The 13,337-nt window shown below is 72.2% G+C and carries 10 protein-coding genes; 5 read left to right on the top strand and 5 right to left on the bottom strand.

Annotated elements, in window-relative coordinates; all coding sequences use genetic code 11:
* Entirely contained in the window at positions 1-2,064 is a 2,064-nt protein-coding gene (gene recQ / locus ACH4UK_RS12715) for a DNA helicase RecQ (protein ID WP_398356030.1), read from the top strand.
* A 33-nt stretch (positions 2,065-2,097) separates the two neighbouring features.
* Here the strand turns inward: recQ and ACH4UK_RS12710 are convergent, their stop codons facing one another.
* From ACH4UK_RS12710 to ACH4UK_RS12690, 5 genes are all read right to left on the bottom strand, one after another.
* Positions 2,098-2,706: a Uma2 family endonuclease gene (locus tag ACH4UK_RS12710; protein WP_398356326.1), complete on the bottom strand. Its 609-nt coding sequence runs from the start codon at positions 2,704-2,706 to the stop codon at positions 2,098-2,100.
* 129 nt (positions 2,707-2,835) lie between these two features.
* A complete protein-coding gene (locus ACH4UK_RS12705) occupies positions 2,836-3,528 on the bottom strand; it encodes a GPP34 family phosphoprotein (protein ID WP_398356029.1) in 693 nt (230 codons plus the stop codon).
* Positions 3,525-4,754: a fumarylacetoacetase gene (fahA, locus tag ACH4UK_RS12700; RefSeq protein WP_398356028.1), complete on the bottom strand. Its 1,230-nt coding sequence runs from the start codon at positions 4,752-4,754 to the stop codon at positions 3,525-3,527. Before fahA ends, ACH4UK_RS12705 begins: the two co-directional genes overlap by 4 nt.
* Positions 4,755-4,914: 160 nt before the next feature.
* Complete coding sequence (locus ACH4UK_RS12695; protein ID WP_398356027.1) at positions 4,915-6,909, bottom strand: CocE/NonD family hydrolase; 1,995 nt, start codon at positions 6,907-6,909, stop codon at positions 4,915-4,917.
* Between the two features lie 37 nt (positions 6,910-6,946).
* Positions 6,947-8,446 (bottom strand): peptide MFS transporter, encoded by a 1,500-nt coding sequence (locus tag ACH4UK_RS12690; protein ID WP_398356026.1) that lies wholly within the window; start codon positions 8,444-8,446, stop codon positions 6,947-6,949.
* 156 nt (positions 8,447-8,602) lie between these two features.
* Between ACH4UK_RS12690 and ACH4UK_RS12685 the strand changes: the two genes are divergently transcribed.
* The 4 genes from ACH4UK_RS12685 to ACH4UK_RS12670 all read left to right on the top strand — a co-directional run bounded on the left by ACH4UK_RS12685 (position 8,603) and on the right by ACH4UK_RS12670 (position 13,156).
* Positions 8,603-9,613, top strand: coding sequence for a polyprenyl synthetase family protein (locus tag ACH4UK_RS12685; protein ID WP_398356025.1), 1,011 nt, complete (start codon positions 8,603-8,605; stop codon positions 9,611-9,613).
* A gap of 186 nt (positions 9,614-9,799) precedes the next feature.
* Complete coding sequence (locus ACH4UK_RS12680) at positions 9,800-11,053, top strand: outer membrane lipoprotein carrier protein LolA (RefSeq protein WP_398356024.1); 1,254 nt, start codon at positions 9,800-9,802, stop codon at positions 11,051-11,053.
* Between the two features lie 137 nt (positions 11,054-11,190).
* Positions 11,191-12,195: an ABC transporter ATP-binding protein gene (locus tag ACH4UK_RS12675; RefSeq protein WP_398356023.1), complete on the top strand. Its 1,005-nt coding sequence runs from the start codon at positions 11,191-11,193 to the stop codon at positions 12,193-12,195.
* On the top strand, positions 12,182-13,156 hold the full coding sequence (locus tag ACH4UK_RS12670) for an ABC transporter permease (RefSeq protein ID WP_398356022.1): 975 nt from the start codon (positions 12,182-12,184) through the stop codon (positions 13,154-13,156). Before ACH4UK_RS12675 ends, ACH4UK_RS12670 begins: the two co-directional genes overlap by 14 nt.
* Positions 13,157-13,337 lie beyond the last annotated feature (181 nt).

The raw sequence follows: 13,337 nt of genomic DNA, 5'->3' as shown, positions 1-13,337 counted from the left end.
ATGGATGTGACCGGGACGGTGACCGACACCGACACGGGCGGCGAGAGCGAGGCGCGGCGGACGCTGCACCGCGTCTTCGGGTACGAGTCGTTCCGCGGGGAGCAGGGCGCGGTCATCGAGCATGTGGTCGCGGGCGGCGACGCGGTCGTGCTCATGCCCACCGGCGGCGGAAAGTCCCTCTGCTACCAGATCCCGTCCCTGGTCCGACGGGGCACCGGCGTCGTCGTCTCACCGCTGATCGCCCTCATGCAGGACCAGGTCGACGCCCTGCGGGCGCTCGGCGTCCGGGCCGGCTTCATGAACTCCACGCAGGACTTCGACGAGCGCCGCTCGATGGAGGCGCAGTTCCTCGCGGGCGAGCTGGACGTCCTGTATCTGGCGCCCGAGCGGCTGCGCCTGGACTCCACCCTCTCCCTGCTGGCCCGGGGCGAGATCTCCGTCTTCGCGATCGACGAGGCGCACTGCGTCGCCCAGTGGGGCCACGACTTCCGCCCCGACTACCTGGCCCTGTCCGTGCTCGGCGAGCGCTGGCCGGACGTGCCGCGCATCGCCCTGACGGCGACCGCGACCCACGCCACGCACGAGGAGATCACCCGCCGCCTCGGCATGCCGGACGCGAAGCACTTCGTCGCGAGCTTCGACCGGCCGAACATCCAGTACCGGATCGTGCCGAAGTCCGACCCGAAGAAGCAGCTCCTCACCTTCCTGCAGGAGGAGCACGCCGGGGACGCGGGCATCGTCTACTGCCTCTCGCGCAACTCCACCGAGAAGATCGCGGAGTACCTCTGCCGCAACGGCGTCGAGGCCGTTCCCTACCACGCGGGCCTGGACGCCTCCACGCGCGCCACCCACCAGGCGCGCTTCCTCCGCGAGGAGGGGCTCGTCGTCGTCGCGACGATCGCGTTCGGCATGGGCATCGACAAGCCGGACGTGCGCTTCGTCGCCCATATCGATCTCCCCAAGTCCGTCGAGGGGTATTACCAGGAGACCGGCCGCGCGGGCCGTGACGGGGAGCCGTCGACGGCGTGGATGGCGTACGGACTCCAGGACGTCGTCCAGCAGCGCAAGCTCATCCAGGGCAGCGAGGGCGACGAGGCGTTCCGCCGCCGGGCCGCCTCCCACCTGGACTCGATGCTGGCCCTGTGCGAGACGGTCCAGTGCCGCCGGGCCCAGCTGCTGACCTACTTCGGCCAGGAGCCCACGGCCCCCGCCTGCGGCAACTGCGACACCTGCCTGACCGCGCCGGAGACCTGGGACGGCACCGTCGTCTCGCAGAAGCTGCTCTCCACGGTGGTCCGGCTGAAGCGCGAGCGGAACCAGAAGTTCGGCGCCGGCCAGATCATCGACATCCTGCTGGGCCGCAAGACCGCCAAGATCATCCAGTTCGACCACGACCAGCTCTCCGTCTTCGGCATCGGCGAGGAGCTGGCCGAGGCGGAGTGGCGCGGTGTGGTCCGCCAGCTGCTCGCTCAGGGCCTGCTCGCGGTCGAGGGGGAGTACGGCACGCTGGTCCTCACCGAGGAGAGCGCGACGGTCCTGGGCCGGGAGCGGGACGTGCTGCTCCGCAAGGAGCCCAAGAAGCCCACGTCCCGGTCGTCCTCCTCCGCCGGCGGAGGAAGGGGCGCCAAGGGCAAGGCGGCCGTCGCCGATCTTCCCGAGTCCGCCGTCCCGGTCTTCGAGGCGCTGCGCGCCTGGCGCGGGGCGACGGCGAAGGAGCAGGGCGTCCCGGCGTACGTCATCTTCCACGACGCCACGCTGCGCGAGATCGCGACCCTGCACCCGGCCTCGCTCGCGGAGCTGGGCGGCGTCAGCGGCCTGGGCGAGAAGAAGCTCGCGACGTACGGGGAGGGCGTGCTGGAGGTCCTGGCCCGGACACCGGGAGGCGCGACACCGGCGTCCCCGGAGGCGTCGGCCCCGGCTCCCGCGGCCCCCGTGCCCGCGTCCCGTCCGGCGGCCCCGGCGCCCACCAAGGCCCCGGCGCCCACCAAGGCCCCGGTCGCCCCGGCCCCGCAGCACAGCGACCCCGAGTTCGGCTGGGACGAGGAACCGCCCGAGTACGAGTGAGGCGTACCGGGCGGTGGGAAGGGGCGGCGGGACCTAGCTCAGGTCCCCCGCCCGGCGGCGTGGAGTGATCGCCGTGAGGTCCAGGTCCACGGCGAACGGCACCGACACCTTCATCCGGTCGTGGAAGATCCCCGTCGAGGTGTACGCGCCGGTGGCCGGCTCCCGCTCGAAGACGTACACCACGGCACGCCCGTCGTGGTTCTCCACCCGCCAGTAGTGGGGGATCGTCGCGCGGGCGTACTTCACGGGCTTGGTCTCCCGGTCGCGGGACCGGGACTCCGGAGATACGACCTCGATGGCGAGGCGCACCGACCCGGCGGGAAACCGGGTCTGGTTCGGGTCCTGGATGACGTCACCGTCGATGACGATCACATCGGGCTCGGGCCGGTTGTAGCGGTCGATGTCGATGGTGAACTCGCGCACGACCTCCAGCTCGGGCGGAGCCAGGGACTGCAGTTGCCAGTTGAAGAAGTCGACCGCTCGCGAATGGAAAAGGGTCTGCGGACTCACGAAAACGAGGCTCCCGTCGATCAGCTCCGTATGCGGAGGCAGATTCGGGAGTGTGTCCAGGTCATCGGCGGTCCAGCCGCCCTCGGGCGGGACCGCCCACCGCGGCTCGGAGGCCTCGGGTTCGATGCTCATCATTGCTCCCATGGGGAGGAGTCTCGCGGGCCCGACCAGCGTATCCGGCGGGAACCGGATGAGGCTCCCCCGAACGTATGAACGCCTCTCGCGCCGCTGACCGGCTCTCCCAGGGGGCGTCCGACCCCCCTAGTCCCCGTCGCTGCTCCCGCCCCCGCCCCCGCTCCCGCTGAAGCCGCTCCAGCCGTCGCCGGTCTCGTTCTGCTTCACGTTGTAGCGGACGGCCACGGCGGTCCACTCGGAGCGGCGCATGGCCTTCATGACCGTCCGGCCCGTGCGGCCGAGGCGGGTCAGTTCACCGGCCAGGCCGATCGCCGAGACCAGGGAGGCCAGCACCCGGTCGCGGTGCTCCGGGTACCCGGCCGCCTCGGCCGCAGCGAACCGGTCGAGGACGCCCCGCGAGAGGTCCGGCACGCCCGGGAAGTGGCGGTGGTACGGGAACAGGCCGAGGAAGCGGTGGGTCCGCCGGGACAGGACGGAGCGCTCGACCAGGGAGTCCAGGTACTTCTCCTGTACGTACCGGTCGTAGTCACCCACCCAGCGCCGGGCGCGGGTCCCCGAGCGGCGGCGGCCCTTGGCCGGCGGGTCCAGGGTCCGGAGCAGGGCGGCGAGCAGCGGGTCGGCCGGGTCCAGCGGGTTCACCACGTGGACCCGGCCGCGCTCCTCGCGTATGCGGCCCTGGAGCTCCAGCTCCGCGAGGACGGCACCGGCGGTCCCGAACGCCAGGTTGCGGGCCACGCATATCGGCTTGCCCCGGTCCGGGTCCAGGGCGAGCAGGATCAGTTCCTCGGGCAGCGTCAGCTCGGGGGCGTCGTGCGTCATGGCGCGGAGACGATCCTTCCGGTCACATCGCCGAGGCCCACGCGGGTGCCGTGCGGGCCGGGGGCCCAGGCGGTCAGCGTGACCGTGTCGCCGTCCTCCAGGAACGTCCGCTTGCCCTCGGGGAGTTCGAGGACGTCGCGGCCGTTCCAGGTGAGCTCCAGGAGCGAGCCGCGCTGGGCGGGCTCGGGGCCGCTGACCGTGCCGGAGCCGTACAGGTCGCCGGTGCGCAGCGACGCGCCGTTCACCGTCATATGGGCCAGCTGCTGGGCGGCCGTCCAGTACATCGAGGCGAACGGCGGCTCGGCGACGGCCTGGCCGTTGATCTCGACGGTGATCCGGATGTCGAAGCCGCCCGGCTCCTCGTCCTCGGCGTCGTCGAGGTAGGGCAGGAGGGGGAAGTCACGGGCCGGGGGCGCGGTGCGGGCGGCGTCCAGCGCTTCCAGCGGGGTGACCCAGGCGGCGACGGAGGTGGCGAAGGACTTGCCGAGGAACGGGCCGAGCGGCACGTACTCCCAGGCCTGGAGGTCGCGCGCGGACCAGTCGTTGAGGAGCGAGAGCCCGAAGACGTGCTCGCGGAAGTCGGCCAGCGGCACCGGGGCGCCCTGGGCGGAGGGGACGCCGACGACGAAGCCGACCTCGGCCTCGATGTCGAGCTTCACCGAGGGCCCGAAGACGGGGGCCGGGTCGGTGGGGGCCTTGCGCTGGCCGCTGGGCCGCACCACGTCGGTGCCGGAGACCACGACGGTGCCGGAGCGGCCGTGGTAACCGATCGGCAGGTGCTTCCAGTTGGGGGTGAGCGCGTCGCCGTCCGGCCGGAAGATCTTCCCGACGTTGGTGGCGTGGTGCTCGCTGGCGTAGAAGTCGACGTAGTCCGCGACCTCGTACGGCAGGTGCAGGGTCACCGCGTCCACCGGGTACAGCAGCGGCTCGATGTCCGCGCGGTGGGCGGGGACGGTCAGCCAGGCGGTGAGCGCGCGGCGCACGTCGCGCCAGGCGGTGCGGCCCGCCGAGAGCAGCGGCGTCAGGCTCGGCTGCGCGAGCAGCCCCGCGTAGGGGGAGCCCAGTGCGTGGGCGGCGGCCCCGGCGTCCAGGACGTGGTTGCCGATGCGGACGCCGACCCGGCGGTCGTCGGGGTGGTCGGGGGTGGAGAACACACCGTACGGAAGGTTGTGCGGGCCGAAGGGGTCGCCCTCGGCCAGATCGAGCGGGCTGCTCTGCTCGGGCATGTGGTGCTGCCTCGCTTTCCAGGTCGCGTGGAGGACACGTTACGTCGGTGCTCCTACCCAGCGGCAGCGCCCTGACTATCCCCAACTGTGTGTATTGCCCGGAAAGTTCGTCGGGTCCCCCGGAATTCCGGGGGACCCGACGGTGCGACCGGGAGGCTGCTCAGCCCGCCGTGCGCGGGATGCGCTTCTCCCAGGTGCGGTGGAAGACGACCTCCTCGCCGTCCTTGCAGATGACCTCGTCGGAGGTGATGAAGTCGTTTTCGTCGGCGGAGATCTCGGAGCGGGTCTCGATCTCCACGTCCCAGGCGGCCTCCGGGCGGTGCAGCCGGATCCGCCAGTCGGAGCGGGTCCGCGCGGAGAGCGGGTCGTCCTCCTGGATCGTGTACGTCTCCAGGGCGTCCTCGGTGAACTCCAGGCCGTCGGGGTAGACCCGCGTACCGCCGTAGCGGGGGTCGACCTCCAGCCGCCAGGCGCCCTCGGCGACATCGCGGACGACGAGGCGTTCGGGGCGCGGCTCGTCCAGCGTGACCGGGTGGACGACGCCGAGCGGTTCGGACTGTTCCGGTTCGCCGAAGGCGATCGCCGGGTCCTCGGTGTGGCGGCGCACCGGCAGCTCGACGAAGCTGCCGTCGGCGTCGAGCGTGAAGCCCGCCGAGCCGGCCTGCGGCCAGATCCAGGGCCAGTACGAGGAGGAGACGGCCAGCCGGATGCGGTGGCCGGGCGGGAAGGTGTGCCCGATGCCGTTGAGGTCGAAGACCACGTCCTCGGTCTCGCCCGGGGGCCAGTCGTCGGTGCGGTCGCGGCCGTGCCGGGCCGCGAGGTTGAGCACGCCCCGGGTGACCAGGGTGGAGGAGCCGTCGGGCGCCACGTCGCAGAGGCGGGCGATGGCCTGGCCGCGCGGCACGTCCATCCGGATGCGCAGCTTCACCCGGGGGCGGCCGAGGATCTCGATCGGCGCATCCTCGACGGGGAATTCGAACGACACCGACTTCGCGTCCTCGTCCCGCTGGTCCGGCGGCAGGTCCGCGTCGTTGCCGAACGGGAAGAAGCGCCCGGCGTCCAGGCCGGTCTGCTGCGGCGAGGCGACGATCCGCTCGCCGCCCTGGAGGGCGTACGCCACCGGGGAGACGTTCTCCGAGGGCCAGCTCGCGTCCCCGACCCAGCGGCCCGGCAGCGTCTCGTACACGGTGGCGGGCGGGTGCGAGCCGCTGATCCAGGACCGCAGCAGCGGCTCCCGCATCACGCCCGTCTCCTTGCCCTTGAGGTGCTGGTCCCACCAGCGCAGCGTCTCCTGGAGGAAGCCGATCGCGGGTCCCGGCGGCAGCCCCCGGTCCGGGTACTGGTGCGACCAGGGGCCGATCAGCCCGCGCACCCGCTCCGGGTCGAGGTGCTCCACGAGCCGCAGGACGGTGTCGCGGTAGGGGTCGTGCCAGCCGCCGACCGCCAGCACGTTCGCCTTGATCGCGCCGTAGTCCTCGCAGACGCTGCCGTGCTTCCAGTAGGCGTCGCGGCTCTGGTGGGCCAGCCAGGTGTGGATGAAGGGGTCGACGGCCTCCAGCCGCTTCAGCCACATCTCCTTCCAGCCGTCGCCGACCTGCGTCGGGTCCGGCGGGCGGCAGACGAAGGCGAGCATGGTGGCGGCCCAGGCGTGCATGTCCACGGCGAGGACCGAGCCGCCCATGTAGTGGACGTCGTTGTCGTAGCGGTCGTCGGCCGAACAGACGGTGACGATCGCCTTCAGCGGCTCGGGGGCGAGCGCGGCGATCTGGAGCGAGTTGAAGCCACCCCAGGAGATGCCGAACATCCCGACCCGGCCGGAGCACCACTCCTGCTGGGCCAGCCAGTGGACGACGGCGACCCCGTCCCGCAGCTCCTGCGCGTCGTACTCGTCGCCCGGCAGCCCCTCGCTGTTGCCGTGGCCCCGGACGTCGACCCGTACGGAGGCGTAGCCGTGGCCCGCGTACCAGGGGTGGCGCTGCCAGTCGCGGGGCGCGGTCCAGTCGCCGAGCCGGTAGGGCAGGTACTCCAGCAGGGCGGGGACCGGTTCGTCGGTCAGCGGCCGCCAGATCCGGGCGTAGAGCCGGGCGCCGTCGGGCAGCGGGATGTACACGTCCTCGTGGGTCGTCTCGTACGGGAACTCGGTCGTGATGTTCATGGGTCACCTCGGTGGGGGACGGGGTGCGAGGACGCGCTCAGCGGACGGGGTGCATCGTGCGCCTCAGCCAGGGGGCGGCGAGGATCATCGCGATGCCGACCGCCACCGCGATGGCTCCGTTGACGCCGAAGTACGCCGGGTTGGAGACCTCGCCGTAGAGCTTCACGACCTGGGCCTGGATGCCGTTGGCGACGGCCAGCGACAGGAACCACAGGGCCATCGTCTGGCTGGCGAAGGCCTTCGGGGCGAGCTTGCTGCTGGCGGAGAGGCCGGAGGTCTCCAGCAGGACGTCGCCGAGTCCGAGCAGCAGATAGGAGCCGACGATCCACCAGGCGGCCATCTTGTAGGTGTCGCCCGCGTGGCCGGAGGTCGGCAGGACCATCAGCAGGAAGGAGAGCCCGCCGAGGATCACGCCGAAGGCGATCTTGTTGGAGGCGTGCGGCTGGCGCTTGCCCATCCTGACCCAGGTGGCGGCCACCACCGGGGCGAGCGCGACCTCGAAGGCGCCGAGCGCGGAGGCGTACCAACTGGCCGGGAAGGTGAAGCCGAGGACCTCGGTGCGGGCGTTGGTCGAGGCGAGCAGGATCATCGTCGAGTACGCCTGGAACAGGATGAAGTTGAAGACGACCGAGCCCAGGAAGAGCACGACGTACGGGCGCAGCCTGCCGCGCTCCTCGGCGGTGACCCGGGGGCTCCTGAACATCACGACGAAGTAGGTGATCGGGGCGATGATCGAGATCACCGTGAGCACGTCCACGAACCGGTCGATGGTCAGCCAGCCCGCCAGCGTCAGGGCGGTCGCGAGGACGGCGACCACGACGGCCCCGCCGATGATCAGCCGGACCGCGCGGCGCATCGCGTCGGGGGCCAGCGCGAATTCGGCGGCGTGCTTACGCCCGGCCAGGTGACGGCGGCCCGCGACGTACTGGATCAGACCGAAGGTCATGCCGATCGCGGCGGCCGAGAAGCCCCAGTGCCAGCTCAGGTGCTCGCCGAGCCAGCCGGTGATCAGCGGGCCGGCGAAGGCGCCGATGTTGATGCCCATGTAGTAGAGGGCGAAGCCGGCGTCGCGCCGCTCGTCGTCGGTGCGGTAGAGCTTGCCGACCATGGAGGCGACATTGGGTTTGAGCAGGCCCGTTCCGGCGCTGATCAGGCCGAGGCCCACCCAGGTCATGGCGTCGGTGGGGACGGCCATGCAGTAGTGGCCGCACGCGATGAGGATGCCGCCGTACAGCACGGCGCGGTACGAGCCGAGGATCCGGTCGGCCAGCCAGCCGCCCGCCACGGAGACCAGATAGACCAGCGTGCCGTAGGCGGCGGAGACGGAGGCGGCGGTGCCGGGGTCCATGTCCATGCCGCCGTTCGCCACCGTGTCGGCGAAGAACAGCACCAGGATGGCCTGCATCCCCAGGAACGAGAACCGCTCCCAGACCTCCAGGCCGGACAGGGTCATCAGCCCCCGTGGCTGGCCGAAGAAGGCGTGATCGTCCTCGGGCGGGGGGTGGGCCGGCTCGGTGTCGGCGGTGCTGTGGGACAAAGCGGGTACTCCTGATCGTATGAGCTGATCACGAACATACCGGTGGCGGCGGGAAGCCGCCCACGGTGATCCAAAGGGGACCGGATACGCTGAGTTGAGTGAAGACAGCGACACATCGACATTGCGTGTGATCGTCAGCAGACAGGAGATGCCCTCGTGACCGTCGTCGGGCCGTTCGGACTGCACGTGCGGGACCAGTCTCTTGAGACCGATGTCCAGTTGGGCCTGGCCGCTGTCGAGGCGGGGCTGGTCGAAGCCACCAAGAGCGATGTGCCCTTCATCACGGAGGCCGCCCAGCACCTGGTGCGTGCGGGGGGCAAGCGGTTCCGCCCTCTCCTGGTCATGCTCGCGTCACAGTTCGGCGATCCCGACGCGCCGGGCGTCGTCCCCTCCGCCGTCGTCGTCGAGCTGACCCACCTGGCCACGCTCTACCACGACGACGTGATGGACGAGGCCGACGTGCGGCGCGGGGTGCCCAGCGCCAACACCCGCTGGGGCAACTCCGTCGCCGTCCTCACCGGCGACTTCCTCTTCGCCCGCGCCTCCCACATCCTGGCCGACCTCGGCCCCGAGGCCGTCCGCATTCAGGCCGAGGCCTTCGAGCGGCTCGTCACCGGCCAGATCCTGGAGACCGCGGGCCCGCGCGACGGCCGCGACCCGGTCGACCACTACCTGGACGTGCTCAGCGGCAAGACCGGCTCGCTCGTCGCCGTGTCCGGCCGGTTCGGCGCGATGATGGCCGGGGCCGACGAGCGGACCGTGGACGTCCTCACCCAGTACGGGGAGCGGCTCGGCATCGCCTTCCAGCTCGCCGATGACGTCCTCGACATCGCCTCCGACTCCCACGAGTCCGGCAAGACCCCCGGCACCGACCTGCGCGAGGGCATCCCGACGCTCCCGGTCCTGCGGCTGCGCGCCCAGGCGGCGGCCTTCGGCCAGCCCGACGACCTGGAGCTTGTCGAACTGCTCGACTCCGACCTGAGCAATGACGACACCCTGGTCGAGGTGTTGCGCCGGCTGCGCGCCCACCCGGCGCTGGAGCAGGCCCGCCAGGACACTGTGCGCTACGCCCAGGAGGCGCGCGCCACGCTCGCCCCGCTGCCCGAGGGGTATGCGAAGGCCGCGCTGGAAGAGCTGTGCGACGCCGTGGTGCACCGCGCGGGCTGAGCCCGTGCCGGCGTGCGGTGACGCGGCGTCATCCGGTGGCCTACCCCTACTGGATGGCGCGGATGCCCCGTCCGGTTGTCATACCGGAGCAGTAGGCGGAGTTGATCCCCCGGGCTGACGCTTGAGGCCGTCCGTTTTGGTCAGATGGATACCAACGGAAGCCGCGACCACGGAGGTAGGGCACACATGGACCCGAACGACAGCGCAGAGACCACCGGCGAGGCCACGGGCACTGTCGTGGGCCGCCGAAAGGCGACGCGCTACATCGTCCCCGTCGCGGTCGCGGGGGTGGCGGCCGCCACCATCGGCCTCGTCCCGGCGCTCGCGAACACCGGCGACCCGGACCTGCCGAAGATCAGCGCGCAGGAGCTCATCGAGAGGATCGCCGCCTCCGACGAGGAGCAGCTCTCCGGCACGTTCAAGATCAGCGCCGACCTGGGCCTGCCCCTCGACGGCCTCGCCGGCTCGTTCGTACCGGGCGGCGCGGGCAAGGGCGGCGACAAGGACGGCGGCGCGGCGGCCCCGCAGGACAAGCTCATGGAGCTGACGTCCGGCACGCACACGCTGCGGGTGGCCGCCGACGGCCCGGAGCGGCAGAAGCTCTCCATCCTCGGGGACGCCTCCGAGTACAGCCTCATCCACAACCAGGGCGAGGTCTGGGCGTACGACAGCCAGTCCGACGAGGTCTACCACGCCGAGGCCCCCGAGGGCCGGGACGGGGCGGACGGCGCCAAGAAGGCCCCGAAGGCCCCCAAGGGCGCGCCGGCCACTCCGAAGGACTTCGCCGAGCAGGCGCTCGCGGCGGCCGGGGACACCACATCGGTCACCGTGGACGGCACGGCGCAGGTCGCCGGGCGGGACGCGTACCAGCTGCTGATCAAGCCGAAGCAGTCCGGTTCGACGTTCGGCTCGATCCGTATCGCCGTGGACGCCGAGAACGGCGTACCGCTGAAGTTCACCCTGTCGGCGGCGAGCGGCGGCAAGGCCGTGGTCGACGCCGGGTTCACCAAGGTCGACTTCTCCCAGCCCGCCGCGTCCACGTTCGCCTTCACGCCGCCCAAGGGCGCCAAGGTGACCGAGGCCGACGAGCTGGAGACCGGCAAGGACGAGCGGGGCGCGGCGCAGAAGGCGCTCCCCGGGCAGCTCGCCGAGCTGGACGGCTTCGAGGGCCTCAACGTCATCGGCGAGGGCTGGACCTCGATCGCCGAGATCAAGACCCCCGGCGGCAAGGGTCTCCCCGAGGCCGGCTCGGGCGACGTCCCGGCCGAGGCGCAGGGCCTGCTCGACGCGCTCGGCGACAAGGTCACCGGGAAGTTCGGTTCGGGCACGGTCTTCAAGACGCGCCTGGTCAACGCCCTGCTGACGGACGACGGCTCGGTCTACGTCGGAGCGGTGACGAAGGACGCGCTGGTGCGCGCCGCCGACGCCGCCGCCAAGTAGGACACGCCCTCGGCGCTCGCCCTGCCGGGTGACCGGCGCAGGACACCGCCCCGTCGCACACCGTGCGGCGGGGCGGCAGCGCCGTGGGGCCGCCGGCCACGCGGACAGGACACGCGGACGGGAGAGGGGCGACCGGGATGACGACGACGGGGACAGCGGCGGCGCGCGCGGGAGGCGTCCAGGGCGCGGGAGGCGCGGAGGACCTCGCGCCGGTCATCCGCACCCGGGGCCTGACCAAGCGTTACCGGGGCGGCCAGCTCGCCGTGGACGGCCTCGACCTGACCGTGCCCGCCGGCAGCGTCTTCGGCTTCCTCGGCCCCAACGGCTCCGGGAAGACCACCACGATCCGGATGCTGATGGGCCTCATCGACCCGACGTCCGGCACCGCCGAGGTGCTCGGCCGCCCGATGCCCGGAGCCGCCCGTACGGTGCTGCCGCAGGTCGGCGCGCTGATCGAGGGGCCCGCGCTGTACGGCTTCCTGAACGGCCGGGACAACCTCCTGCGGTACGACCGGGCCGACCCCACCGCCGACCCGCGCACCCGCCGGGCCCGCGTCGACGAGGCCTTGGCGCGGGTCGGGCTCGCCGCCGCATCGGCCAAGAAGGCCAAGGCGTACTCGCTCGGCATGAAACAGCGCCTCGGGCTGGCCGCTGCCCTGCTCCGGCCGCGAAGGCTGCTGGTCCTGGACGAGCCGACCAACGGCCTCGACCCGCAGGGCATGCGCGAGATCCGCTCCCTGGTCCGGGAGCTGGCGGCCGAGGGCACCACGGTGTTCCTCTCCTCCCACCTGCTGGACGAGATCGAGCAGGTCTGCACGCACGCCGCGGTGATGGCCCGGGGCCGGCTGATCGTCCAGGGCCCGGTCGCCGACCTCGCCGCGGGCGCCCGGGGCCGGCTCGCCGTCACCACCCCCGACCCCGGGGACGCCGCCCGCATCCTCCAGGAGCACGGGCTCACCGGCCTGAGCGCCGACGGCGACCGGCTCACCGCCGACGCCCCGCCCGCCGCCGTGGACCTCGCCGACCTCAACGCGGCGCTGGTGGGCGCCGGGGTGCGGGTGCGGTTCTTCGGCGTCGAGCGGGGCTCGCTGGAGGACGCCTTCGTCGCACTCACGGGAGAGGGATTCGATGTCGCAGGCTGAGGCTGATCCGGCGCGTCCGGGCGATCCGGTGCGTCCCGGCGGTCCGGCGCGTTCCGGCGATCCGGCGCGTCCGGGCGATTCGGTGCGTCCCCGCGACCCGGTGCGTCCCCGAGGTCCGCTGTGGACGCTGGGCCTCCTCCGGTCCGAGATCACCACCCTGCTCCGCCGCCACCGGACCTTCGCCCTGCTCGGCGTCCTCGCCGCCGTACCCGCCCTCATCGGGATCGCGGTCCGGATCGAGACGGGCGGCGGCGGTGGCGGGGCGGGCGAGACGGGCGGTGGCGGGGCGGGCCCGGCGTTCCTCGCCCAGGTCACCAACAACGGCCTCTTCCTCGTCTTCGCGGCCCTCGCCGCGACGCTGCCGGTCTTCCTGCCGATGGCCGTCGGCGTCGTCGCGGGCGACTCCATCGCGGGGGAGGCGAGCAGCGGCACGCTGCGCTACCTGCTGGTCGCCCCGGCGGGCCGCACGCGGCTGCTGCTGGTGAAGTACGTCTCCGTCCTGGCCTTCTGCCTGGTCGCGACCCTGGTCGTGGCGGCGTCGGCGCTGGCGGTGGGCGCGCTGCTGTTCCCGGTGGGCGAGGTCACCACGATCTCCGGGACCCGGATCGGCTTCGGCGAGGGGCTGGTGCGGGCGGCGCTGACGGCGTTGGTCGTCGCCGTCTCCCTGACCGGGTTCGCCGCGCTCGGGCTGTTCGTCTCGACGCTGACCGGCAGCGGGATCGGGGCGATGGCGGCGACCGTCGGGCTGCTGATCACCGTGCAGATCCTGGACAGCATCCCGCAGCTGAGCGGCGTGCATCCCTATCTGTTCGCGCACTACTGGATGTCCTTCGCGGACGTCCTGCGCGAACCCGTCCACTGGGACGACCTGATCAAGAACTTCCAGTTGCAGGGGCTGTACGTCGCGGTGTTCGGCTCGGCGGCCTGGGCCCGCTTCACGGCCAAGGACATCACGGCCTGAGGGGGGCGCTCCGGGAGGGCCGTCCGGGGAGGGCGTCTCTCCTGGCCGGATCGGATCGGCGGGAACCCGTCCGCGCCGTCGGCCGGGCGAGCCGTCCCCCGATCGGCTCGTCGCGGCACGAACGGCACGAACGGTGCGGACAAGAGGAACGAAGCGACACGGTACGTTCCGTTTCCGCCTG

The sequence above is a fragment of the Streptomyces sp. NPDC020884 genome (assembly GCF_044333935.1).
GTDB lineage: Bacteria > Actinomycetota > Actinomycetes > Streptomycetales > Streptomycetaceae > Streptomyces.
Note: the sequence above shows the minus strand (reverse complement) of the source record. Positions and strands in the feature narration are given on the sequence as shown.

What these genes read in the sequence shown, in the direction of transcription:
- ACH4UK_RS12670 (WP_398356022.1), top strand. Translation starts at nt 12,182, where the DNA reads ATGTCGCAGGCTGAGGCTGATCCGGCGCGTCCGGGCGATCCGGTGCGT.
- fahA (WP_398356028.1), bottom strand. Translation starts at nt 4,754, where the DNA reads ATGCCCGAGCAGAGCAGCCCGCTCGATCTGGCCGAGGGCGACCCCTTC.
- recQ (WP_398356030.1), top strand. Translation starts at nt 1, where the DNA reads ATGGATGTGACCGGGACGGTGACCGACACCGACACGGGCGGCGAGAGC.
- ACH4UK_RS12695 (WP_398356027.1), bottom strand. Translation starts at nt 6,909, where the DNA reads ATGAACATCACGACCGAGTTCCCGTACGAGACGACCCACGAGGACGTG.
- ACH4UK_RS12710 (WP_398356326.1), bottom strand. Translation starts at nt 2,706, where the DNA reads ATGAGCATCGAACCCGAGGCCTCCGAGCCGCGGTGGGCGGTCCCGCCC.
- ACH4UK_RS12705 (WP_398356029.1), bottom strand. Translation starts at nt 3,528, where the DNA reads ATGACGCACGACGCCCCCGAGCTGACGCTGCCCGAGGAACTGATCCTG.
- ACH4UK_RS12675 (WP_398356023.1), top strand. Translation starts at nt 11,191, where the DNA reads ATGACGACGACGGGGACAGCGGCGGCGCGCGCGGGAGGCGTCCAGGGC.
- ACH4UK_RS12680 (WP_398356024.1), top strand. Translation starts at nt 9,800, where the DNA reads ATGGACCCGAACGACAGCGCAGAGACCACCGGCGAGGCCACGGGCACT.